This is a genomic window from Kribbella jiaozuonensis, from assembly GCF_005233875.1.
In the GTDB taxonomy this organism is placed as follows: domain Bacteria; phylum Actinomycetota; class Actinomycetes; order Propionibacteriales; family Kribbellaceae; genus Kribbella; species Kribbella jiaozuonensis.
In genome coordinates this window covers 395,527-417,007 of the sequence record NZ_SZPZ01000003.1, presented here as the reverse complement: position 1 = coordinate 417,007, position 21,481 = coordinate 395,527, and the positions used below count along the sequence as shown (strand labels likewise).

The 21,481-nt window shown below is 68.2% G+C and carries 23 protein-coding genes and 1 pseudogene; 12 read left to right on the top strand and 12 right to left on the bottom strand.

Going from position 1 to position 21,481, the window contains the following annotated elements; all coding sequences use genetic code 11:
* Window positions 1–39: 39 nt before the first annotated feature.
* On the top strand, window positions 40–366 hold the full coding sequence (locus tag FDA38_RS21670; RefSeq protein WP_137255916.1) for a PadR family transcriptional regulator: 327 nt from the start codon (window positions 40–42) through the stop codon (window positions 364–366).
* On the opposite strand, the gene FDA38_RS42695 is transcribed toward FDA38_RS21670, so the two are convergent.
* The 4 genes from FDA38_RS42695 to FDA38_RS21650 form a co-directional block, all read right to left on the bottom strand.
* Window positions 346–984, bottom strand: coding sequence for a permease prefix domain 1-containing protein (locus FDA38_RS42695; protein ID WP_202877781.1), 639 nt, complete (start codon window positions 982–984; stop codon window positions 346–348). The two genes, FDA38_RS21670 and FDA38_RS42695, sit on opposite strands and share 21 nt — an antisense overlap.
* Window positions 985–1,013: 29 nt before the next feature.
* A complete protein-coding gene (locus FDA38_RS21660) occupies window positions 1,014–1,406 on the bottom strand; it encodes a DUF2784 domain-containing protein (RefSeq protein WP_137255915.1) in 393 nt (130 codons plus the stop codon).
* Window positions 1,403–2,056 (bottom strand): GNAT family N-acetyltransferase, encoded by a 654-nt coding sequence (locus tag FDA38_RS21655; RefSeq protein ID WP_137255914.1) that lies wholly within the window; start codon window positions 2,054–2,056, stop codon window positions 1,403–1,405. The genes FDA38_RS21660 and FDA38_RS21655 overlap by 4 nt, the downstream gene beginning before the upstream one ends.
* 61 nt (window positions 2,057–2,117) lie before the next feature.
* Window positions 2,118–2,318: a hypothetical protein gene (locus FDA38_RS21650; protein ID WP_137255913.1), complete on the bottom strand. Its 201-nt coding sequence runs from the start codon at window positions 2,316–2,318 to the stop codon at window positions 2,118–2,120.
* Between the two features lie 196 nt (window positions 2,319–2,514).
* On the opposite strand from FDA38_RS21650, the gene FDA38_RS21645 reads away from it, so the two are divergent.
* The 5 genes from FDA38_RS21645 (at window position 2,515) to FDA38_RS21625 (ending at window position 6,923) form a co-directional block, all read left to right on the top strand.
* A complete protein-coding gene (locus FDA38_RS21645) occupies window positions 2,515–3,825 on the top strand; it encodes an aminotransferase-like domain-containing protein (protein ID WP_137255912.1) in 1,311 nt (436 codons plus the stop codon).
* A 143-nt stretch (window positions 3,826–3,968) separates the two neighbouring features.
* A complete protein-coding gene (locus FDA38_RS21640; RefSeq protein ID WP_137255911.1) occupies window positions 3,969–4,916 on the top strand; it encodes a D-alanine--D-alanine ligase family protein in 948 nt (315 codons plus the stop codon).
* Between the two features lie 8 nt (window positions 4,917–4,924).
* Entirely contained in the window at window positions 4,925–5,734 is an 810-nt protein-coding gene (locus FDA38_RS21635) for an SURF1 family protein (protein WP_137255910.1), read from the top strand.
* Window positions 5,731–6,084 (top strand): DUF3817 domain-containing protein, encoded by a 354-nt coding sequence (locus FDA38_RS21630; protein ID WP_233714838.1) that lies wholly within the window; start codon window positions 5,731–5,733, stop codon window positions 6,082–6,084. The genes FDA38_RS21635 and FDA38_RS21630 overlap by 4 nt, the downstream gene beginning before the upstream one ends.
* A gap of 41 nt (window positions 6,085–6,125) precedes the next feature.
* The gene (locus tag FDA38_RS21625; protein ID WP_170989829.1) at window positions 6,126–6,923 is read left to right on the top strand and encodes a class I SAM-dependent methyltransferase; all 798 of its coding nucleotides are present in this window, start codon (window positions 6,126–6,128) and stop codon (window positions 6,921–6,923) included.
* A 13-nt stretch (window positions 6,924–6,936) separates the two neighbouring features.
* Here FDA38_RS21625 and FDA38_RS21620 read toward each other — a convergent pair whose 3' ends face one another.
* The 8 genes and pseudogenes from FDA38_RS21620 to rpmH form a co-directional block, all read right to left on the bottom strand.
* The gene (locus FDA38_RS21620; protein WP_137255908.1) at window positions 6,937–7,899 is read right to left on the bottom strand and encodes a ParB/RepB/Spo0J family partition protein; all 963 of its coding nucleotides are present in this window, start codon (window positions 7,897–7,899) and stop codon (window positions 6,937–6,939) included.
* A 77-nt stretch (window positions 7,900–7,976) separates the two neighbouring features.
* Window positions 7,977–8,912, bottom strand: coding sequence for a ParA family protein (locus tag FDA38_RS21615; protein WP_170989828.1), 936 nt, complete (start codon window positions 8,910–8,912; stop codon window positions 7,977–7,979).
* A gap of 521 nt (window positions 8,913–9,433) precedes the next feature.
* Window positions 9,434–10,108, bottom strand: coding sequence for a 16S rRNA (guanine(527)-N(7))-methyltransferase RsmG (gene rsmG / locus FDA38_RS21610; RefSeq protein ID WP_170989827.1), 675 nt, complete (start codon window positions 10,106–10,108; stop codon window positions 9,434–9,436).
* A gap of 10 nt (window positions 10,109–10,118) precedes the next feature.
* The gene (locus FDA38_RS21605) at window positions 10,119–10,643 is read right to left on the bottom strand and encodes a Jag family protein (protein ID WP_456073108.1); all 525 of its coding nucleotides are present in this window, start codon (window positions 10,641–10,643) and stop codon (window positions 10,119–10,121) included.
* A 326-nt stretch (window positions 10,644–10,969) separates the two neighbouring features.
* Window positions 10,970–11,890, bottom strand: a pseudogene (yidC, locus tag FDA38_RS21600) (membrane protein insertase YidC); the annotation flags it as partial.
* Window positions 11,891–11,956: 66 nt separating this feature from the next.
* Window positions 11,957–12,286: a membrane protein insertion efficiency factor YidD gene (gene yidD / locus FDA38_RS21595; protein WP_137256702.1), complete on the bottom strand. Its 330-nt coding sequence runs from the start codon at window positions 12,284–12,286 to the stop codon at window positions 11,957–11,959.
* Complete coding sequence (gene rnpA, locus FDA38_RS21590) at window positions 12,286–12,627, bottom strand: ribonuclease P protein component (RefSeq protein ID WP_137255906.1); 342 nt, start codon at window positions 12,625–12,627, stop codon at window positions 12,286–12,288. The genes yidD and rnpA overlap by 1 nt, the downstream gene beginning before the upstream one ends.
* A gap of 26 nt (window positions 12,628–12,653) precedes the next feature.
* On the bottom strand, window positions 12,654–12,791 hold the full coding sequence (gene rpmH / locus FDA38_RS21585) for a 50S ribosomal protein L34 (protein WP_130386492.1): 138 nt from the start codon (window positions 12,789–12,791) through the stop codon (window positions 12,654–12,656).
* A 1,401-nt stretch (window positions 12,792–14,192) separates the two neighbouring features.
* On the opposite strand from rpmH, the gene dnaA reads away from it, so the two are divergent.
* From dnaA to FDA38_RS21555, 6 genes are all read left to right on the top strand, one after another.
* Window positions 14,193–15,839: a chromosomal replication initiator protein DnaA gene (gene dnaA, locus FDA38_RS21580; RefSeq protein WP_380090969.1), complete on the top strand. Its 1,647-nt coding sequence runs from the start codon at window positions 14,193–14,195 to the stop codon at window positions 15,837–15,839.
* 456 nt (window positions 15,840–16,295) lie between these two features.
* Window positions 16,296–17,441: a DNA polymerase III subunit beta gene (gene dnaN, locus FDA38_RS21575; RefSeq protein WP_137255905.1), complete on the top strand. Its 1,146-nt coding sequence runs from the start codon at window positions 16,296–16,298 to the stop codon at window positions 17,439–17,441.
* A 27-nt stretch (window positions 17,442–17,468) separates the two neighbouring features.
* Window positions 17,469–18,392 (top strand): phosphogluconate dehydrogenase (NAD(+)-dependent, decarboxylating), encoded by a 924-nt coding sequence (gnd, locus tag FDA38_RS21570; RefSeq protein ID WP_137255904.1) that lies wholly within the window; start codon window positions 17,469–17,471, stop codon window positions 18,390–18,392.
* Window position 18,393: 1 nt separating this feature from the next.
* Window positions 18,394–19,533 (top strand): DNA replication/repair protein RecF, encoded by a 1,140-nt coding sequence (gene recF, locus FDA38_RS21565; RefSeq protein WP_137255903.1) that lies wholly within the window; start codon window positions 18,394–18,396, stop codon window positions 19,531–19,533.
* Complete coding sequence (locus tag FDA38_RS42315; RefSeq protein WP_170989826.1) at window positions 19,526–20,089, top strand: DUF721 domain-containing protein; 564 nt, start codon at window positions 19,526–19,528, stop codon at window positions 20,087–20,089. The genes recF and FDA38_RS42315 overlap by 8 nt, the downstream gene beginning before the upstream one ends.
* 48 nt (window positions 20,090–20,137) lie before the next feature.
* Entirely contained in the window at window positions 20,138–21,478 is a 1,341-nt protein-coding gene (locus FDA38_RS21555) for a hypothetical protein (RefSeq protein WP_137255902.1), read from the top strand.
* Window positions 21,479–21,481: the final 3 nt, after the last annotated feature.

Genomic DNA, 21,481 nt, shown 5'->3' with positions numbered 1-21,481 from the left:
GCCTCTCGACAGTAACAGACATATGAGTAGACTGGCTACATGAAGGCGGATGCGCTGCGTGGGCACCTCGACCCGATGATCCTGGCGGTCGTCGAGCACGAGCCGCTGCACGGTTACGCGATCATGGAGGCGCTGCTCGAGCGCAGCGGCGGCGAGCTCGACCTGCCGACCGGCACGCTCTACCCGGCGTTGCGGCGGCTGGAGCGGGCCGGCTACTTGGCCAGCGAGTGGAGCACGGTCGGCGGCCGGAAGCGCCGGACCTACCAGCTGACCAGCGCCGGTACGAAGATGCTTGCCTCAGGCAAGCAGGAGTGGATCACCTTCCGGGCTGTGGTGGAAGGGGTGCTACGCCCGGGCCAGGCGTAGGCAGCGAGCGGCCTGGACGCTCACCAGCGCGAGCGGCAGGACGACGAACGTCCCGACGATGCCGTACGCCGGGATGCCGGGAGGGTGTGAACTGGTCGCGGTCATCGTGACGCCGATCCCCGCGATCAGCGCCGAACCGCCCAGCGTGAAGAGCGCGGTCGCCCGGCTCAGGTGCTCGCGCACCATGGGATAGCGGACCCCGATGCCGGTGGCCAGGACAGCCAGTACGGCACCGGCGATGACGACCATGCCGACAGCTCGGACCACCGTCTGCAGCAGATCGTTGAGCGGCGTGGCCTGATCCGGAACGCTGGTCCAGATCCACGCGCCGCTCTGCCACACGATCGGCTGGATGATCAGCGCCGCGAACAACAACAGCGCCGTACGGCGGCTCTGGCTGATCGCGAGCTCGGCCTGGTATCCCGGCGCGACGTCCTCGATCGCCCCGAAGTCGGCGACCGCGTGCTTCTCCGCGTCGTACCGGTCGAAACCGTCGGCCTCGAAGGCCTCGGTCGCGTCGGTCAGGTGATCGCCGGCCTCGGCCAGCAAGTCAGCCTTCCGGCGCCGCGGCCCACTGAGCTGCTTGCTCAATGCGGCCAGGTACTCGTCGATAGGCACCCTCCCAGTATGGGGACCGCTCACCCGGCTCACGTCCGGGGTCCCACTGACTCGCCCCTGACCTTGGCCTTCCGCCGGTGCTGTACGACGAAGAACCCGGCGTACCCGATCAGCACCAGCGCGAACCCGATCCGCTCCGCCCAGGGCGTCTGCCCTTCGGGCCAGAGGTGCCCCTCGAGGTAGTGGTGGATGTACCCGCCGGCGTAGACGCTCTCGCCGCCCTGCCGACGGAAGAACTTCTCGGTCGCGGTCACCGGGCAGCCGAAGTCGACCAGCACGATGACGACGTTCCACACCACGATGGCGAGGTGGTACCAGATCAGCTTGGGCCATCGCCAGGCGAGGAAGCTGCCCACCACGAAGAACAGCAGTAAGGCGCCGTGCACGACCATCACCACGTCGGCCAGCGCGCGCCAGATCACTCGGGACCTGACCTCAACGCGTCCCGGACCGTCACCGGGCCGGACGGCGACGGCTCCGGGCGGATCGCACCCATCAGCCGCTCGACGGCGGCCTCCATCTCGCTACGCCAGGTGATCGCCGAGCGCAGGTCGAGCCGCAGCCGTGGATTACGCGGATGCTCGCGGACGACGCCGAAGCCGACCGCGCGGAGGAACTCGGTCGGCCAGACGCAGCCCGGCCCGTTCCACCGCGAGTCCCCGAACGCCTCGACGGCCCGGAACCCACGCTTCAGCACGTCCTTGGCGACCGCCTGGACGAGGATCTTGCCCAGCCCGAGACCCAGGTACCGCGGTTGGATCCGCCCGGTCGCGAGTACGACGGCGTCCGGGCTGACCGGAGCCGTCGGGAACGCCTGGATCCGGGGCAGGTACGTCGCGGGCCCGTAGAGCGCGAACCCGGCCGGCTCGTCGTCGACGTACAGCACGACTCCTGCCTGACCCCAGTCGAGCAGCAGCTGGGACAGCCAGGCTTCCTTCTCCAGCGCGGTGTCGCCATTTCGGTCGGCCTGGCGCGCGGCGACCGGGTCCAGCTCCCAGAACACGCAGTCACGGCACGGAACCGGTAGCTCGCCGAGATTGGCGAGTGTCAGCGGTTCGAGCCGTCGGGCCATCAGCGCGTCCGGTCAGCGGTGCCGCATCGACGGACGCTTGTTAGCTTCGTCACGATGCGTGTCATCGCGTAGCGGGTTCGGTCGCCGGTTCCGGCACCGGGGCCGGGGTCCGCGCGTCCGTCGTGCGAGTCGCCTCGGGGGCGACGTACCGCTGTTGCACCTTGGCGGCGGGTTGCCGCCGGAACAGCTCGGCCGCGAATCCGGCCAGCACGCCCAGTACCAGTCCGCCGAGTGTCCAGCCGGCTGTCTTGCCCACGCTCATCCCGAATCCTGCCTTCCGCAGTCCACCTCCCAGGCCGCACCGCACCGGCCGGCTGTCTCAGCAGCCAGATCACGGCATGGTCGAACCTGCCCCTATAAGGCATGGTAGTGAGAGGTCGCGCCGATCCACAGCCCGGACTCGGGTCTCTCGACGTAACCTGGTGACTTCCCCCTCGATCACCGTTGGAGTGGCCCTCGTGAGTGCTGACGTGCCCGATGTCCGGCAGACCCGCCTCGACAACTACGTCGAGGCGTACGCAGCACGGACCAAGGGCATGACCGCATCAGAGATCCGCGCACTGTTCTCCGTTGCCAGCCGCCCCGAGGTGGTCTCACTCGCCGGCGGCATGCCGAACATCGGCGGCCTGCCGCTGGACGTGGTCGGCGGCGCGGTCCGCGATCTGGTGATCGACAACGGCGCGACCGCGATGCAGTACGGCTCCGGCCAGGGCGATCCGGCGCTGCGCGACCAGATCTGCGACATCATGCGGCTGGAAGGCATCGAGGCCCACCCCGACGACGTCGTCGTGACGGTCGGCAGCCAGCAGGCGGTCGACCTGGTCACGCGGGTGTTCTGCGATCCGGGCGACGTAGTGATCTGCGAGGCGCCGTCGTACGTCGGTGCGCTCGGGGTGTTCCGTGCGTACCAGTGTGAAGTGGTCCATATCGCGATGGACGACGACGGTGTCGTACCGGAGGCGCTGGAGCAGGCGATCGCGTCTGTGCGCGCGGCCGGCAAGCGGATCAAGTTCTTCTACACGATCCCGAATTTCCACAACCCTGCTGGGGTTTCGCTGTCGGACGAGCGCCGGTCGCGGGTGCTCGAGATCTGTCAGCGCGCCAATCTGCTGGTGCTGGAGGACAACCCGTACGGGCTGCTCGGCTTCGAGGGTGAGCCGCAGCGCGCCCTGCGGGCCGACGATCGCGAAGGCGTGATCTACCTCGGGTCGTTCTCCAAGACGTTCGCGCCCGGTTTCCGGGTGGGTTGGGCGGTCGCGCCGCATGCGGTGCGGGAGAAACTCGTGCTGGCACAGGAATCCGCGACGCTCTGCCCGCCGACGTTCAGCCAGCTCGCCATCTCGTCGTACCTGGTCCGGCACGACTGGATGGGCCAGGTGAAGCAGTTCCGCGAGATGTACCGCGAACGCCGGGACGCGATGCTCGCGGCGCTCACCGAAAAGATGCCTGCAGCAACGACCTGGACGCGGCCGCGGGGCGGATTCTACGTCTGGCTGACCTTGCCGGAGGGTCTGGACGCGAAGTCGATGCTGCCGCGGGCGGTCACCGCGCGCGTGGCGTACGTCCCCGGAACTGCCTTCTTCGCCGACGGTTTCGGCTCCCAGTGCATGCGGCTGTCGTACTGTCATCCGACGCCGGAGCGGATCACCGAAGGTGTCGGCCGGCTCGCCGCGGTGATCAACGAGGAGCTCGAACTCCGCGAGACGTTCGGCCCGCTGCCCCCTGGTGCGGGGCGCGACTACGACGCTCCGGGCCCGGAGCTGAGCTAGACCACGGGGTTTGACGAGCGCAAAGGTTGCGCAATGGATCTACGGGCGGTCGTGGGTCGCTGACACGCTAGCGGTACCGTTCGAGTGGGCTTCGGGACCGGCGCCCGTGCCGGAGTCGCCCACGAGTGATCGGGATATTTGTGATGAGTGATCTGGGTCGAGTGCTTGTTCTGGCCGGTGGACTGTCGCACGAGCGGGACGTCTCGCTCCGGTCCGGCCGGCGGGTGGCGGACGCCCTGCGCAGCGTCGGCGTAGAGGTCGAGCAGCGTGACGTCGACGCCTCCCTGGTCGAGCGGCTGCGTAACGATCCGCCGGACGCGGTCTTCCCCGTCCTGCACGGCGTCACCGGCGAGGACGGCGCACTCCGCCAGGTCCTCGACCTGTACGGCGTTCCGTACGTCGGCGCCGACGCGGCGGCCTGCCGCACGGCCTTCGACAAGCCGGTCGCGTCGACGATGGTCGGGTCCGCGGGGCTGCACACGCCGGCGTCGGTGGTGCTTGGGCATGACACGTTCCGCGAGCTGGGCGCCGCATCGCTGATGGAGTCGGTGATCCACCAGATCGGCCTGCCGCTGGTCGTGAAGCCTGCCCGCGGCGGTTCTGCGCTGGGCGCCTCGATCGTGCGGTCGGCCGAGGAACTGCCGTCCGCGATGGTGAACTGCTACGCATACGGTCCGGTCGCGCTGATCGAGCAGTACGTCGACGGCACCGAGGTCGCCGTCACCGTCGTCGACACCGGCGACGGGCCGCGGGCGTTGCCGGCGGTGGAGATCCGGCCGGACTCGGGCTTCTACGACTACGAGGCGCGGTACACGGCGGGCGCGACGCAGTTCGTCGTACCCGCTCGGTTGGAGCCTGAGGTCGCGGGTGCGTGCGCTGCGGCCGCGGTGCAGGCGCACCAGGCGCTGGGGCTGCGGGACCTGTCGCGGTCGGACCTCGTGGTGGACGCGGCCGGGGTGCCGTGGTTCCTCGAGGTGAATGTCGCGCCGGGGATGACGGAGACGTCGCTGGTCCCGTTGGCCGCCGAGGCTGCCGGGATCGAGCTCGGTGTGCTCTGCCGCGACCTGCTCGCGGCAGCTGCTGCTCGCTGAAGGTTGTGATGCCCGAAGTTCACCGGCCGCTGTGGCGGACCGTTCTGACGCCGCGATGGATCGGCCTGCTGGTGCTGGCGCTGGCCATTGCTGCAGTGATGTCGGTGATGGGCGTGTGGCAGCTGGGCGTGTACCGGTCGAAGACGGCCGACGCCACGGCCCAGCGTGCTGAAGCTGCGCCGGTGGCCTTGCAGTCGCTGTTCTCGATCGACGAGGGTTTGCCGTCCAAGGCCGTCAGTCGGCGAGTGACGGTCGATGGGACCTGGGGACCGGCTGCGGACCAGGTGTTCATCGCAGACCGTTCACAGGACTCGCGGGTCGGCTTCTGGGTTGTGTCGCCGGTGAAGCTGTCCACGACGGACGCCGTCATGGTCGTGCGGGGTTGGGTGCCTTCCGTGACCGACGCGGCCGCTCGCGCTCCCAGCGGGCCGGTGCAGCTGACCGGGACGGTGATCGCGTCCGAGGCGGAGGACTCGTCGGACGATGCTGCCAAGGGACGGGTGCTGTCGTCGCTGCGGATCCCGACGATCGTCCACCTTGTCGACTACCGGGTGTACGACGCGTTCGTCGTACAGCAGTCGTTGTCCGGCGTCGTGCCGTCTCCCGCGCCGGCCGCCGTACAACCGCCTCCGCCGCCGACCGATCATGCCGGCCTGCGGAACATCGCGTATGCCTTCCAGTGGTGGATTTTCGCGGCCTTCACGCTGTGGATGTGGGCCAAGATGGTGCTGGACGCGAACCGCGCCGTCGACGAGCCGGACCCGGACGAGGACCGGCCCGAGGAACGTGTGGAGCCGAGCGGTACCGTTTCAGCGTGACTTCTCCAGCCGACCCCGCCACCTCCGCCGGCACCCAGCCGCTGACCCCGGCCGTCCGCGGCGCGCTGATGCGCTACCGCGTGATCGCGTACGTCGTCGGCGTGATGCTCCTGCTGCTGGTGTTCCTCGCGATGCCGCTCAAGTACTTCGCGGACAGCCCCGGCGCGATGGACGTGATCGGCCCGACGCACGGGTTCCTCTACATGGTCTACCTGCTGCTGACCTTCGACCTGTTCCGCCGGGTCCGTTGGTCGTTCCCGCGACTGGTGATGATGGCGCTGGCCGGCACGATCCCGTTCCTGTCGTTCTACGCCGAGCGCAAGACGTCGCACGAGCTGCAGGGCCGCTAATCCCGTTGTCCTGCTGGGTTCCCGCCCCTAGCGTCGACTCCGTGCTGACTGACATCACGGAGTCGAACCGCGCCGGCTGGAACCAGATCCACAGCGCGCGCCCCGGTCAACCCGCGTCGTACTTCGCAGGCGGCGGCTCGACGCTGTCGGCTGACGAGCTCGCGGCCGCCGGCTCCGTGCGCGATCGTCGCGTCCTCCAGCTGGCTTGCTCCTGCGGCGACGAGGTCCTCTCCTGGGCCCAACTGGGCGCCGTGGTCACCGGCGTCGACATCTCCGAAGTCGCTCTGGAGATGGCTCGATCGAAGTCCGCTGCCGCCGGCATCCCGGCCGACTTCCGCCGGGCCGACATGCTCGCCCTCCCGGCCGACCTCACCGGCTTCGACCTCATCTACCTCAGCTGGGGCGCCATCTGCTGGGTCCCGGACCTGACCGTCTTCGCCACTCTGATCGCATCGCGTCTGGCACCCGGTGGATCGATCCTGCTGGCCGACCATCACCCGGTCTGGGAAGTCCTGGCCGTCCAGGGCCCGGGGCAGTTGACGGTCGCCGCCGACTACTTCGGCCGCTCCACCCCACGCGCCACCATCGAGAACACCAAGCTTCCGACCGGCGCCCGTGACAATCCCGACGCCCCCACGTTCACTGCCTTCGTCTGGCCGCCGAGCGACATCATCACCGCGCTGCTGGCGGCAGGCCTGACCCTCAGCGCCTTCCAGGAGTCCCCCGTCGCGGAGATGTACCCCGCTCTGGGCCCGATGGCGACCCACCTCCCGGCCGTCTACCTGATCAAAGCCACCCGCAATGTTTCACATGAAACATTGCAGCAAGTCGCCGAGTAACTTTGTCGACAAATCAGTCGGTCTGCTTGTTCGGGTCCATCAGCGTGACGATGCGCTCGAGGTCGTCCAGCGAAGCGAACTCGACGGTGATCTTGCCCTTGGTCTTGCCCAGGTCAACCTTCACCCGGGTTTCGAAGCGATCCGACAGCCGGTCGGCCAGGTCGACCAGGCGCGGGGCTACCGGCTTGTTCCGGCGGCGGGCCGGGGTCGGGTCCTCGGCGTTCATGTCGCCCAGGGCAACGATCTCCTCGACCGTGCGGACGGACAGGCCTTCGGCAACGATCCGCTGAGCGAGGCGCTCGATCGCATCGCCGCTGGGAAGACCCAGCAGGGCGCGAGCGTGGCCCGCGGAAAGTACGCCGGCAGCAACCCGCCGCTGTACACCGGCCGGCAGCTTCAGCAGCCGGAGCGTGTTGGAGATCTGCGGACGCGATCGCCCGATCCGATTCGCGAGGACTTCCTGGGTGCAGCCGAAGTCGTCGAGCATCTGCTGGTAGGCGGCCGCCTCTTCCAGCGGGTTCAGCTGGCTGCGGTGCAGGTTCTCCAGGAGCGCGTCACGGAGCATGGCGTCGTCGGACGTGTCCCGGACGATCGCGGGAATCGTCGCCAGGCCGGCCTGCTGCGTCGCCCGCCACCGCCGCTCGCCCATGACGAGCTCGTACTTGTCGCCCTCGAGCCGGCGGACGACGATCGGCTGCAGCAGCCCGATCTCCTTGACCGAGTGGACGAGCTCCTCCATCGCCTCCTCGTCGAAGACGCTGCGCGGCTGCTTCGGGTTCGGCGTGATCTTCTCGACCTCGATCTCGGCGAACGAGGCACCCGGCACCGCGGCCAACTCCGGGCCCTGCGGCTCCGCCGGCTTGGCGACCGGCGGCGCTCCGGGGATCGAGTTCGACTTGCTGCCGAGAGTCGTGGTGCCGGAGGCCGGCGAGCTGGGGATCAGCGCGCCAAGTCCGCGTCCGAGTCGGGTGTTCATCGCGCTCCCTCGAGATCGAATCCTGCTACTGCTGACGTTCCCGTTTCACGTGAAACGGTGCCACACCGATCCAATGATCAGGCGTTGTTCCGCATGGCGATCTCTCGGGAGGCCTCCAAGTACGACAGCGCGCCGGCCGACGCCGGGTCGTACGCGAGCACGGTCTGCCCGTGGCTCGGCGCCTCCGAGATACGCACCGAGCGCGGCACGGCAGTCCGCAGTACGGCGTCCTTGAAGTGGCCACGGACCTCGGCCGCGACCTCGCCGGCCAGCTTCGTCCGGGCGTCGTACATCGTCAGCAGGATCGTCGACACGTCGAGGCCAGGGTTAAGGTGCGACTTCACCATGTCGATGTGGCGGAGGAGCTGCGAGAGACCCTCGAGTGCGTAGTACTCGCTCTGGATCGGCACCAGGACCTCGCGCGCGGCGGTCAGCGCGTTGACGGTCAGCAGGCCGAGCGACGGCGGGCAGTCGATGAAGACGTAGTCGTACTTCTCCCCCGCGGCCTCGGTCTTGGCCAGGTACGCGTCGAGCACGTTCTTCAGCCGGCTCTCGCGGGCGACGACACTGACGAGCTCGATCTCGGCGCCGGCCAGGTCGATGGTCGCAGGGATCACCTGGATGCCCGGGTGCTCCGCGCACGGCTGGATCAGATTGTCGAGTGCCTCGCCCTCGATGACCGCCTCGTAGACACCAGGTGTGCCTTCGGCATGGTCGATGCCCAGGGCCGTCGACGCGTTGCCCTGGGGGTCGAGGTCGATGACCAGGATCTTCGCGCCGTACAGCGCGAGGCCGGCGGCGACGTTCACGGTCGTCGTGGTCTTGCCGACGCCACCCTTCTGGTTGGCGACCACGAAGACTCGGGTCTGGTCGGGCAGCGGGAACTCGCGGCCCATCGTGCGTCCTTCATTCACCAGCAGGGTCCGTTCGGTCGCGGCGGCGATCGGAGTCTCGAGAAGTCGTCGCTGAAGCTCGTCCGACGTGGCCCGCGCGGCGATCTGTGCGGCAGTCATAGCGCCCATTCCAATAGGTGCGGGACTTGGCCCGAAGAGGATGTCGGTAGGGGTCGGGGCGGGTCTGCCCCCAGCTCCGTCCACAGGCTGCTGTGGACGAATTCCCGTGTGCAGAGGCAGTTTCATGCGGTGGTCATCCACAGGCGGTGGAGAGTCCGAGAAGCCCGGCTCGGCGTCCACCAGTGACGCCGATTCGGGCTCGGAACCATCATCGCGCATGTCCGGCGTTTCACGTGAAACGGAACCGCCGTCTGTCTCAACAGGTACGTCGAGACCGGCCGCGGCGACCGCCCGGAGTCCCGAACTGTCGATCGGCGGAGTCGCCACGATCGGGTCCGGGGACTCGTCGGAAGGAGAGGTCTGGACAGGAGGTGCTGGCGCGGGGGTGAGGTCGGGAGCCGGCTCCTGGATGACCACCCGAACGGTGGAATCCGGATCGGTCGGCCAGCCGATGCCCTGCGATGACCTCGGCTCACCTGTGCTCTTCTCGGGCCATCCGAGGGCACGACTCACCAACCCGCTCACCTCCCGCGTCTTCCGTGCCGGGATCCCCCTGCAGCACGTCCGGCCACAATACTCACCACAGTCGTGGGGAGGGCCAGTTCATCGCCGCCGAGTTGATGAATGTGCCAAAGCTCTGCCCCGAGCTTCGCCAATTCGGGTTCGGAGGCGTCCAGTTCCTCCTCTGCGGACGACCCCTTCATCGCCAGCATCAGTCCGCCCTCGACGCAGAGCGGCAGGCACCAGCGCGCGAGTTTGCCCAATGGAGCAACGGCCCGAGAGGTCACCACGTCGTACGACGCCCGTGGCAGATCCTCCGCCCGGGACCGGGCGACCGTCGCGTTGTCGAGCTCGAGTGCGTCGACGGCTTCCTGCAGGAAGGTGGTGCGTCGGAGCAACGGCTCGACGAGCTCCACCTGGAGATCGGGCCGGACGATCGCGAGCACGATCCCCGGCAGCCCCGCTCCGGTGCCGATGTCGGCGACCAGCGCTTCCTCCGGGATCAGCCGCTCGACGACGGCACAGTTCAGCAGATGCCGGTCCCAGAGCCGCGGAACCTCCCGCGGTCCGATCAGTCCCCGCAGCGTGCCCTCGGTCGCGAGCAGTTCGGCGTACTCCGAAAGCCGGACCGCCGCCCGTGGAAACAGCTTCTCCACGAGCGGCGGCGGCGTTTCACGTGAAACGTGTTCGGTCACGGGCGTGCGTTCATGGCTGGACCACCACGCGGCGGCGGGGCTCCTCGCCCTCCGACTCGGACGTCAGGCCGGCGGCGGCAACCACGTCGTGGACGACCTTGCGCTCGAACGGAGTCATCGGGTCGAGCCGGACCGGCGTACCGGTCGCCTTCGCCTCTTCGACGGCCTTCCGGCCGACCTCTTCCAGCTCGGCCTTCCGGTTCGCCCGGTAGTTCGACACGTCCAGCATCAGCCGCGACCGCTCACCGGTCTCCCGGTACACCGCCAGCCGGGTCAGCTCCTGGAGCGCCTCGAGCACCTTGCCGTTCTCGCCGACGAGGTTGTTCAGCTCCGCGCCGACGATCGACACCGCGGCACGGTCGCCGTCGATGTCCATGTCGATATCGCCGTCGAGATCGGCGATGTCGAGCAACTCCTCGAGGTAGTCCGCCGCAATATCGCTCTCGGCCTCGAGCGCCTTCAGGCGATCCTCGGCCGAGTCGTTCGTACCGGCGGACTGCTCCGCCGCCTCGGTGTTCTGCATGCCGTCACTCACGGCCACTCCTTCGCAATATCGAGATCCGCCCCACGGGGATCCCGTCGTTCACAAGGCAGGATGTGCAAACCAGAAGAGCGGGCGGGTCAGCGCGAACCGCCGGAGCGCTTCTGCGCTGCCCTCTTCTGTGCGGCCCGCTTCTGGGCGGCCGACTTGGCGGCGGGCTGACGCTTGCCCGACCCGGCCGGCTGCTTCTTGGCAGCACCACCCTGAGGCTTCTTCGGCGCGTCCTGGGGCCGCGGCTCGTCCTGGGGTGCGGCCGAGGTCTGCCCGTTGCTCGACGCCGTCGAGTCGGATGCGTTCGCACCACCCGCAACCGGACCGCCCTTACGGTCGCTGCGCGACTGCCGCTTCGGCTGCTGCCGCTGGGCCGGTCGCCGGTCCGTCTCGGTCTCGGTCGCGGCGCCCGCCGCACCGGGAACGCCGTCGTCGGCCGGCCGGCCGTGGCGCACGTTGTGCTCACGCTTGCGGGCCTGCATCGCGTCGTACGCCGGGGTGCCCGGAGCGGGGTTGCGGCGGATCACGTAGAACTGCTGGCCCATCGTCCACAGGTTCGAGACGAACCAGTAGATCAGCACACCGATCGGGAAGTTGAAGCCACCGATCAGGAAGAAGACCGGGAAGACGTACAGCATGACCTTCTGCATCTGCGCGGCCTGGCCGGTGAGGGCCTCCTTCGGCATGTTCTTGCGCATCAGCTGCAGCTGCGTGGTGAACATCGTCGCCGTCATCAGGATGATCAGCACGATCGCGACGACCTTGACGTTGGCCGCACCCGGGCCGTTCGCCTTCAGGAAGGTCTGCGAGATCTCCGCACCGAAGATCTTCGCGTGCTGCAGCGAGCTGACGTACGGCTTCATGATCTCGCTGTGCCACTGGCCCTTGGCGGCGTAGTCGAGCACCCGGAACAGGGCCAGGAAGATCGGCGACTGCAGCAGCAGCGGAAGGCACGAGGAGAACGGGTTGGTGCCCGTCTCCTTGTACAGCTTCATCATTTCCTGACCGAGCTTCTCCCGGTCGTGGCCGTACTTCTTCTGCAGCTCCTTCATCTTCGGCTGCAGCAGCTGCATGTTCCGGCTGGAGCGGATCTGCCGGACGAACAGCGGGATCAGCAAGGTCCGGATGACGATGGTCAGGCCGGCGATCGACAGCGCCCAGGCCCAGCCGCCGTCAGGGTCCAGCACCTGGCTCAGCAGCCAGTGCCAGCCGACGAGCAGAGCCGAGACGGCCCAGTACAGCGGCGTCATGACCGTGTTGAACAGATCTACGATCCCGTCCCAAACGGCGAGCCCGGGGATGGCCAGAAGAGTCACTCATGCACCTCGCTGCACAGGCCCGGCGTCGGCTGACGGTCCGGGCTGGTTGGCGGATCCGTGAACACAGGGGTCCTCACGGTCTCCGCGCTGGTCGACATCTGTGGGTGGAACGGGGTCGTAGCCTCCGGGGTTCCACGGGTGGCAGCGGATGAGTCGCCTCATCGCCAGCCAGCTACCGCGCACCGCACCGTGGCGCTCGACCGCCTCCAAGGCGTACGCCGAACAACTCGGGTAGAACCTGCACACCTGCCCGTACATCGGGCTGATGACCAGGCGGTACAGCTTCAGGAATCCGATGATCCCGCTCCGCACGGGATTGATCCGCATCATGGCTTCAGCAACCTGGTCAGGGCGCTGTCGACGTCCGCGGCCAGTTCGTCGTACGACGCCGAGGCGGACGACGGGAGCGCGCGGACGACGGCCAGGCTGCCGGCCGGAAGGTCGGGAAGCCGCGTTGCCAGCACAGCACGCAGACGGCGGTGGACCCGGTTCCGCAGAACCGCGTTGCCCACCGCCTTGTTCACAACGAATCCGACACGTGGAGGCTCGGCACAGCCGTCCTCCGCCAGCAGGTGGAGAACCACCGCGCGCCGCGACGCGCGCCGCCCGGACCGGACGGCGCGACGGAAGTCGTCGGACCGGCGGAGCCGGTTCGACGCTGGCAGCACGAGGTGGTCACCGTCGAGCAGGTCGCTCAGGCCGCGAGGCGCTGGCGACCCTTGCCACGGCGGGCGGCGATGATCGCGCGACCCGCACGGGTACGCATCCGAAGACGGAAGCCGTGCTTCTTGTGCCGGCGACGGTTGTTCGGCTGAAACGTCCGCTTGCTCACTGGAATGACTCCGGTTACTCGAGATCACAGAATGTCGACAAATCCACTGATTGAATCTGTCCAAGGTGGCTGTCCTGCACACCGCCGGAGGTATCCGCAGGGAGCGCAGCACGAAACGGCCGGCTCAACACCGACTGATCCACGGTACGTGGCCGCCTGTGGACAGGTCAAACCAGGTATCCCCAGACTTTTCCACAGGCTTGTGGACAGGATAGTGGGCAACGCCAGTACCGAGACCTCGTCACCCTCCGGTCCGGGCCGCCACTGAGAGCGATGACCAACCATGACTACGCTCCGGCGTCCACCCGACACGCCGCAGGTTGCCCCCAATTTCCTGTTCATAGCCTGTGGATGACGGCTTGAAGCTGCCTACTCCGACTTGTTAGCGTCACTCCCTCACACCAGAAGTCCCACACCCCGCGATTGGTAACCAACCTGCTCCTGCGGTCGTTCACAACTGTGGACAACCGTGTGGACAGTGCGGCCGCCGAAGTGCGGAGACAGCTACCGCGCTGAGCCGAGCACGAGGACTCGCCGGCCGCACGGTGTCGGGTCGAATGGTCGCGCACCCCGGGTCCGCCCGGAACGCGCCGGCCACCGCAGCGATGAATCGGGGAGCAACGCGTGGTCGAGGACCATTCCGCCAGTGCGGAAGTCACACCGGTGGAATACACAGCAGCCGGGTACCGGGCGGAGTACTCCGGCGACGGCCGCCAGGACTTACGCCCCGAACCAGACGCAGGCCTCCGCCCCGAACCAGAGGCGAACTTCCGTACCGAGGTCCCGCCCGCACCCGAGCCGCTGCCCCGGGCCGAGACGCCGGCCCCCCGGGTCGAGGCCGACCAGACGCCTCCGACCGAGACGCCGCAGCCCGCCCCGACGCCGCGGATGGATCCGGGCGACTACCTGAGCCCGTCCCTTCCGATCCCGATGCCGGAGCAGCCGATGCCCGGTTACCGGCCCGCGCCGCCACCGGGTCCGTACGGTTACCGCTCCGAGCTCGAGCGCGCGGCGACCGATCTCCCGGCCGGCCCGCTCCAGCCGCCGGCGCTCCAGCCACCGGTAGGTACTGCGTACTTCGGTGCGGCTCCGACCATCGGCAATGTTCGCTACCCGGGTGAGAACACCACCTGGGGCAGCGCTCCCGAATGGGGTACAGGCAGCGCAGACAGCGCGAGCTCGGCAGCGAACGAGGGTGATGGACGTGCGGACAACGCAACCACCAACCAATGGTCACCTCAACAGAACACCGACCCGACCGCCGGGCGGCCGGCGGAACCCCAGACCCCGGAGCAGCAGCACGCTCCGCAGCAGCCGGCGCCGCAGCAGCAGATCCCTCAGCAGCACGCACCCCAGCAGCACGCACCCCTGCAGCACGCACCTCAGCCCGCACCTCAGCCGGTGCACCAGCCTGCGCCCCAGCAGGAGGTGGCAGCACCGGTGACGGATCTTGGTGATGCCTGGACCCGCGTCCTCGCCGGCCTCCCGCCGAACCAGCGCGCCTGGCTGACCAACTCACGTCCGGTGACGCTGCACGAGAGCACCGCGATCGTCGCAGTACCCGACGACTTCACCCGTGGTCAGCTCGAGACCCGGCTCCGTCCCGACCTCGAGCGGATCCTGACCGAGAGCTTCGGCCGGGACATCCGGATCGCCGTCACCGTCGACCCGTCGCTCGACCCCGAGCTCCGCGAGCAGCAGGCCGCGCAACAGGCCGCCGCGCAACAGCCCCCGCAGTACGCACAGCAGCCGCCTCAACAGCACCCGCAACAGCACCCGCAGCCGCCCGCCGTGCGCGAGCCACTGCACACCGACGGCGCGTACCAGCCGACCATCCAGTCCGCGCTGACCGATCCCGACAACGGCCCGCAGTACAACCAGCCGCGTCCGGATGCCGCGCCGCAGCACTTCCAGCAGCCGGCGCCGCAGCAGCAGTTCGGTCAGCCGATGGGCTCGGTCGCCCCGCCGCCGAACGGTTCGCCGACCCAGTCCGCCACCGAGGCGCAGGGCGAGGCCCGGCTCAACCCGAAGTACACCTTCGAGACCTTCGTCATCGGCAGCTCGAACCGGTTCGCCCACGCGGCCGCGGTCGCCGTCGCCGAGGCGCCGGGCAAGGCGTACAACCCGCAGCTGATCTACGGCGACTCCGGTCTGGGCAAGACCCACCTGCTGCACGCGATCGGGCACTACGTCCGCAGCCTCTACACCGGGGCCCGCGTCCGGTACGTGTCCAGCGAAGAGTTCACCAACGACTTCATCAACGCGATCCGCGACGACAAGGCGTCCCAGTTCCAGCGCCGGTACCGCGATGTCGACGTACTGCTGATCGACGACATCCAGTTCCTGGAAGGCAAGATCCAGACCCAGGAAGAGTTCTTCCACACCTTCAACACGCTGCACAACGCGAACAAGCAGATCGTGATCAGCTCCGACCGCGCGCCGAAACGCCTGGAGGCGTTGGAGGATCGGCTCCGGAACCGGTTCGAGTGGGGCCTGATCACCGACATCCAGCCGCCGGACCTCGAGACCCGGATCGCGATCCTGCGGAAGAAGGCCGCGACCGAGCGGCTGACCGCGCCGCCGGAGGTGCTGGAGTTCATCGCATCGAAGGTGCAGACGAACATCCGTGAGCTCGAGGGCGCACTGATCCGTGTCACCGCGTTCGCCAGCCTGAACCGGCAGCCGGTCGATCTGAGCCTGGCCGAGATCGTGCTGAAGGACCTGATTCCTGAAGGCAGCAAGCCCGAAGTCACCGCCAGCATGATCATGGGCCAGACGGCGTCGTACTTCGGTCTGTCGATCGACGACCTGTGCGGGTCCAGCCGGAGCCGCGTCCTCGTGACCGCACGACAGATCGCCATGTATCTGTGTCGCGAGCTGACCGATCTGTCGCTACCGAAGATCGGCCAGCAGTTCGGCGGCCGCGACCACACCACGGTCATGCACGCGGAACGCAAGATCCGGCAGCTGATGTCCGAACGGCGCAGTGTTTTCAACCAGGTCACCGAGCTGACGAACCGGATCAAACACCAGGCGAAGCAGCAGTAGAAGAACCGCACAGGCTGGGGACACAGCTGTGGAAAACTGTGGGTATTGCCGTGGATACACCGCTCTGTCGTGTGGACGCCCTGTGGGGACAGAATCCGTCATCCGCAGCCGTCCCCAGCACGACCGAGAGTCGTCCACACGCCGTCCCCACCCAGAAATGCGGTCTGACCTGCGAAGTCGTCGCTTTTCCACAGTATCCACCGGTGCGAAGAACACTATGGAATCTGTAGAGAGGTCCCAGTCCACAAAACGAACGGGCGGCCCGATCTGGGGAAAACCCCGATCTCGCGCCGATTGGACCGACCTGTCAGGCTGTCTCCGTAAGCACCTGCAGCAACCTCAGTACGACGCCGACGCGACCCGCCCGAAGCGCCACGTCAGGCCCGATGGGCGCACAGCACCTTTGTCCGTGGCAGGATCTGCCTGGCACACAGCCGAATCAGGAGGCACCCAGCGGTGAAGTTTCGCGTCGAGCGCGACGTACTGGCCGAGTCGGTGGCCTGGGCCGCGCGCAGTTTGCCCAGTCGTCCCAGCGTTCCGATCCTTGCCGGCCTTCTGGTCGAGGCCGAGGACGGGCAGATCACCCTGTCCGGCTTCGACTACGAGACCTCGGTCCGTGTCACCGTGCCCGCGCAGGTGGCGGACTCCGGCAAGTGCCTGATCTCCGGCCGGCTCGTTGCCGACATCTCCAAGAGTCTTCCGAACCAGCCCGTGGACTTCGCCGTGGACGGAGCGAAGGCCCAGGTCACCTGTGGCAGTTCGCGGTTCACGCTCCAGACGCTTCCCACAGAGGAATATCCGGCCCTGCCGGAGCTTCCGGCCGCCAGCGGGACGGTCAAGGCCGACGTCTTCGCCCAGGCCGTCTCCCAGGTGGTGACCGCGGCCGGGCGTGAGGACACGCTGCCGGTGCTGACCGGTGTCCGGGTCGAGATCGAGGGCTCCACGATCTCGCTGCTCGCCACCGACCGCTACCGGCTCGCGATCCGTGAGCTCGAGTGGAATCCGCAGTCCCCCGACGCGTCCGCGGCCGCGCTGGTGCCGGCCCGGGTGCTGTCCGAGACCGCGAAGGCGATGACCGGCTCCGACGTGATCGTGTCGCTGGCCGCCCCGGGCAGCGGCGACGGCATCGTCGGCTTCGAGGGTGAGGTGTCCGGTGGCAACCGGCGCGCCACCACCCGGCTGCTCGACGGCGAGTTCCCGAAGGTCCGCGGCATCATCCCGACCGACGCCGCGATCGCGACCCGGGTGCGGATCGACACCGCGACCCTGGTCGAGGCGGTCAAGCGGGTCGCGCTGGTCGCCGAGCGGAACGCCCCGGTCCGGCTGACGTTCGAGGAAGACACCGTGACGCTCGACGCCGGCAGTGGCGACGAGGCGCAGGCGTCGGAGTCGCTCGAGGCCCGGGTCGTCGGCGAGCCGGTGACCGTAGGCTTCAATCCGACGTACCTGCTCGACGGCCTCGGCGCGATCGGTACCCCGGTCGCGCACCTGGCCTTCACGCAGGCGACGAAGCCGGCCGAACTGACCGGTGTGCGGGACTTCGACGGCGAACCGATCAGCGAGTTCCGGTACGTGCTGATGCCGGTCCGCCTGAACAGCTGAGAAAGCCAATAGAACAAGGGGATTCAGATGGAGCTCGGCCTTGTCGGTCTCGGCAAGATGGGCGGCAACATGCGCCAGCGGATCCGCAACGCGGGCCACACCGTGGTCGGGTTCGACCACAACCAGAACATCTCCGATGCCAAGGACCTGGCCGACATGGTCGGCAAGCTCACCGACAGCGGCCAGCCGAAGGTCGTCTGGGTGATGGTGCCGGTCCAGGCCATCGATCCGGTCGTCACCGAGCTGGCCGAACTGCTCTCCCCCGGCGACATCGTCATCGACGGCGGCAACAGCCGCTGGACCGATGACACCCGCCGTGCCGCGCAGCTCGCCGAGAAGAACATCCGCTTTGTCGACTGCGGTGTCTCCGGCGGAGTCTGGGGCCTGGAGAACGGCTACGCGCTGATGTGCGGCGGCGACAAGGACACCGTCGACGTCGTGATGCCGATCTTCGAGGCGCTGAAGCCCGAGGGCGAGTTCGGTTTCGTGCACGCCGGCAAGGTCGGCGCGGGCCACTTCTCGAAGATGGTCCACAACGGCATCGAGTACGGCATCATGCAGGCGTACGCCGAGGGGTACGAGCTGCTCGAGGCGTCGGACATCGTGGAGAACGTGCCGGAGGCGTTCCAGTCCTGGCGCGAGGGCACCGTGATCCGCTCCTGGCTGCTCGACCTGCTGGTGAACGCGCTGGAGGACGACAACCACCTGGAGAAGATCCGCGGGTACGCCGATGACTCCGGCGAGGGCCGCTGGACCGTCGAGGCCGCGATCGACCTCGCCGTACCGGTGCCGGCCATCGCGGCCGCGCTGTTCGCCCGGTTCTCCTCGCGGCAGGACGACTCGCCGGCGATGAAGGCGATCGCCGCGATGCGGAACCAGTTCGGCGGTCACGCGGTGAAGGGCGCCGAGTCCGCCGACCCGTCGTACGCGACACCCCCGATCAAGCACTGAGGTGTACGTCACCGCCCTGGGTCTGCTCGATTTCCGGTCCTACCAGCAGGCGGAGGTCGAGCTCACCCCGGGCGTGACGGCCTTCGTCGGTCCGAACGGCCACGGCAAGACCAACCTGGTCGAGGCGATCCACTACACCGCGACCCTCGGCTCGCACCGGGTGGCGAACGATGCACCGCTGGTGCGGGCCGGCGCCACCCGTGCGATCGTGCGGACCGAGATCCGCAGCCAGTACGACCGGGACGTCGTGGTCGAGCTGGAAATCAATCCTGGGAAGGCAAATCGGGCCCGGATCAACCGATCGCCGGTCCCACGACCGCGGGAAGTGCTCGGACTGCTGCGGACGGTGCTCTTCGCGCCGGAGGATCTCGCGCTCGTGAAAGGCGATCCGTCGGAGCGGCGCCGATTCCTGGATGAGTTGCTCACGCTGCGCTCGCCGCGGATGGCCGGCGTACGGCAGGACTACGACCGGGTGCTGAAGCAGCGGAACTCACTGCTGCGGAGCGCCTCGCAGGCCCGCCGGCAGAACCGGACCAGTGCCGCCGAAGGGCAGCTGCGCACGCTCGAGGTGTGGGATTCGAACCTGGCCCGCGTCGGGTCCGAGCTGCTCGCGACGCGGTTGGAGCTGCTGGAATCCCTGCGCCCGTTGGTGTCCAGCGCGTACGACGCTGTTGCCCGAGGCAAGGGTGATGCGCGGCTGGAGTACAAGTCGTCGGTGCTGCTGGAGCCGGGGGTGACGTCGCGCGAGCAGTTGGCCGACGTACTGCTGGCGGCCGTGCAGGAGAAGCGGCGGGACGAGCTCGAGCGTGGGGTCTCGTTGGTGGGTCCGCATCGGGACGACGTCGTACTCGGGCTCGGGGACTTGCCTGCGAAGGGGTACGCGAGTCACGGTGAGTCGTGGTCGTTCGCGCTCGCGCTGCGACTGGCGTCGTACGAACTGCTTCGCGCGGACGGGGGTGAACCGGTGCTGATCCTCGACGATGTGTTCGCCGAGCTGGACACCCAGCGCCGGGACCGGCTGGCCGAGCTGGTCGCGCCCGCCGAGCAGGTACTGGTGACCGCTGCTGTCGGCGCTGACGTGCCCGTTGAGCTCAGTGGTGCGCGGTTCGAGGTTGGTGGAGGGGTCGTTCAGCGTGTCTGAACCCCCGGATTCCTCTGAGAGCGGCCCTGAGAGCGGTCCCGAGAGCGAGGAGGAGCACGACAAGCAGGGCCTCGAGCTGGCGAAGTCGCTGGCGGGACGGCTCAAGCAGCAGGCGGCCAAGGGCGGCATCATGCCGGTCAAGCGCCGCCGGCGACCGCGCATCGACGGCGCTCAGATCAGCAGCGCCCGCCCGGACGACCGCGACCCGCAGAAGCTGACCAACACCCTCGGCCGCCTGATGCGCGACCAGGGCTGGGAGGTCGACGTCGCCGTCCACGGCGTGATGGCCCGCTGGCCGTCCATCGTCGGCCCCGAAATGGCTGAACACTGCAAGCCCGAGTCGTACGAGGACACGGTCCTCACCGTCCGTACGTCGTCCACCGCCTGGGCAACCCAGCTCAAACTCCTCGCCCCCGACCTGGTCCGCCGCCTCAACACCGAACTGGGCGAAGGCACCGTCACCCGCGTCAACGTCCAAGGCCCGCACACTCCCTCCTGGCGCAAGGGCCCCCGAACCATCCGCGGCGGCCGAGGCCCCCGCGACACCTACGGCTGACGAGTCTGGTTGTACCCGCGACCCGGCCAGCCCCTAGGATCGGGCGCGATGCGCACGCTCGTTGACGGCTTTCGCGAGATGGTCCACCTGATCGGAGACACCTTCCGGCTCTGGTGGAAGAACTTGCTGCCCATGACCACCTGGTGGGTGGCCGGCTTCGTCGGCTTCACGGTCTGTGTACAAGGCGCGATCTGGCTGGCCAAGCATGCGCACTCGAGTCTCGGGACCGGTCTGTTCGCCGTCGGCGTGCTGCTCCAGATCACCGCGGCCGTCGGCATGATCCGCACCTGCGCGATGTCGCTGTACCGCTGGCGCGACGCGGCGAGCAGCGACACCGAGGAGACCTCGGACCCGACCCAACGCGGTCTGCTGGAACTGCTGGCCATCACGCTGCTGCCCCTGGTCGCGGTGTGGTCGGCCTGGGGCTTCTTCGACGAACAGGTCAACTCGCTCAGCGCGACGTACCTGGTGCAGAACGGGACGCAGCCCGGCTCGGGGTTCTTCAAGCTCGGCATCCACACCTGGCACGGGTACCTGCCGGCACTGGTGATTCTGCTGGTGCTGCGTCGGCTGCTTCAGGCGGTCGACGACCGCTGGCCCAGCCGTCCGGTGAAGTTCGCCCAGGTCTGGGCCGAGGCCTTCTTCGTGCTGCTCACGTTCGTGATCACGCCGTTCGCGATCGCCGAGGGCAAGCTGTGGTTCCAGCGGCGAACCTTCTGGTACTGGTCGGTGGACTGGTGGGACGGCGTGAAGGACTTCTTCGCAGGCATCCACATCCCGTTGCCGGCAGGTATCGAGTTCCTGTGGGGCTTCTTCTGGGAGAGCCTCTGGCCGCTGTTCAAGCTCGGCGTCGGTGAGCCGCTGACCTGGCTGGCGATCACGACGGTCGTCTTCGGTCACCGGGTTCTCTCCAGCGGCGGAGTCTTCCGTGGCACCCGGCTGGAGCGCCGGCTCGGCGGTCGGGCAGAGCAGGAAGGACCGCAGCGCGGCCGACTGGTCGAACTGACCTACAAGGCGCCGGATCTGGTGCTCGGGGGTCTGCGCGAGAAGTTCTACCCGACGATCAACGCGTTCCGTTTGCTGGTCCGGGTCGGCCCGGTGTTCCTCGGCGTGGTCTGCATGGTCTACACGCTCTGGGTGCTCGCCGACGACTGGGCCTTCGTCCTGATCCAGCGGACGATCGGCATCCACGGCGGCTATTGGGGCCTGATGAACCAGGAGATCTCGAGCATGATCGAGCGGCTCATCTTCGAGCCGCTGCGGATCGCGCTGCTGGCGGCGGCGTTCGACCTGTGCATCTCGGTCGGCATCCAGCGTCGCAACGAGGCCGCCGCGGCTGCGCAGCCCAAGGAGTCGGAAGCCAAAGAGCCGGCGCCCGTCACGGTCTGACCG

Coding starts and splice junctions, on each gene's coding strand:
- yidD (WP_137256702.1), bottom strand. CDS start 12,286: ATGCGGATCAATCCCGTGCGGAGCGGGATCATCGGATTCCTGAAGCTG.
- FDA38_RS21555 (WP_137255902.1), top strand. CDS start 20,138: ATGCGCACGCTCGTTGACGGCTTTCGCGAGATGGTCCACCTGATCGGA.
- FDA38_RS21640 (WP_137255911.1), top strand. CDS start 3,969: ATGAGTGATCTGGGTCGAGTGCTTGTTCTGGCCGGTGGACTGTCGCAC.
- FDA38_RS21615 (WP_170989828.1), bottom strand. CDS start 8,912: ATGACTGCCGCACAGATCGCCGCGCGGGCCACGTCGGACGAGCTTCAG.
- FDA38_RS21620 (WP_137255908.1), bottom strand. CDS start 7,899: ATGAACACCCGACTCGGACGCGGACTTGGCGCGCTGATCCCCAGCTCG.
- FDA38_RS21670 (WP_137255916.1), top strand. CDS start 40: ATGAAGGCGGATGCGCTGCGTGGGCACCTCGACCCGATGATCCTGGCG.
- FDA38_RS21650 (WP_137255913.1), bottom strand. CDS start 2,318: ATGAGCGTGGGCAAGACAGCCGGCTGGACACTCGGCGGACTGGTACTG.
- FDA38_RS21635 (WP_137255910.1), top strand. CDS start 4,925: ATGCCCGAAGTTCACCGGCCGCTGTGGCGGACCGTTCTGACGCCGCGA.
- gnd (WP_137255904.1), top strand. CDS start 17,469: ATGGAGCTCGGCCTTGTCGGTCTCGGCAAGATGGGCGGCAACATGCGC.
- FDA38_RS21655 (WP_137255914.1), bottom strand. CDS start 2,056: ATGGCCCGACGGCTCGAACCGCTGACACTCGCCAATCTCGGCGAGCTA.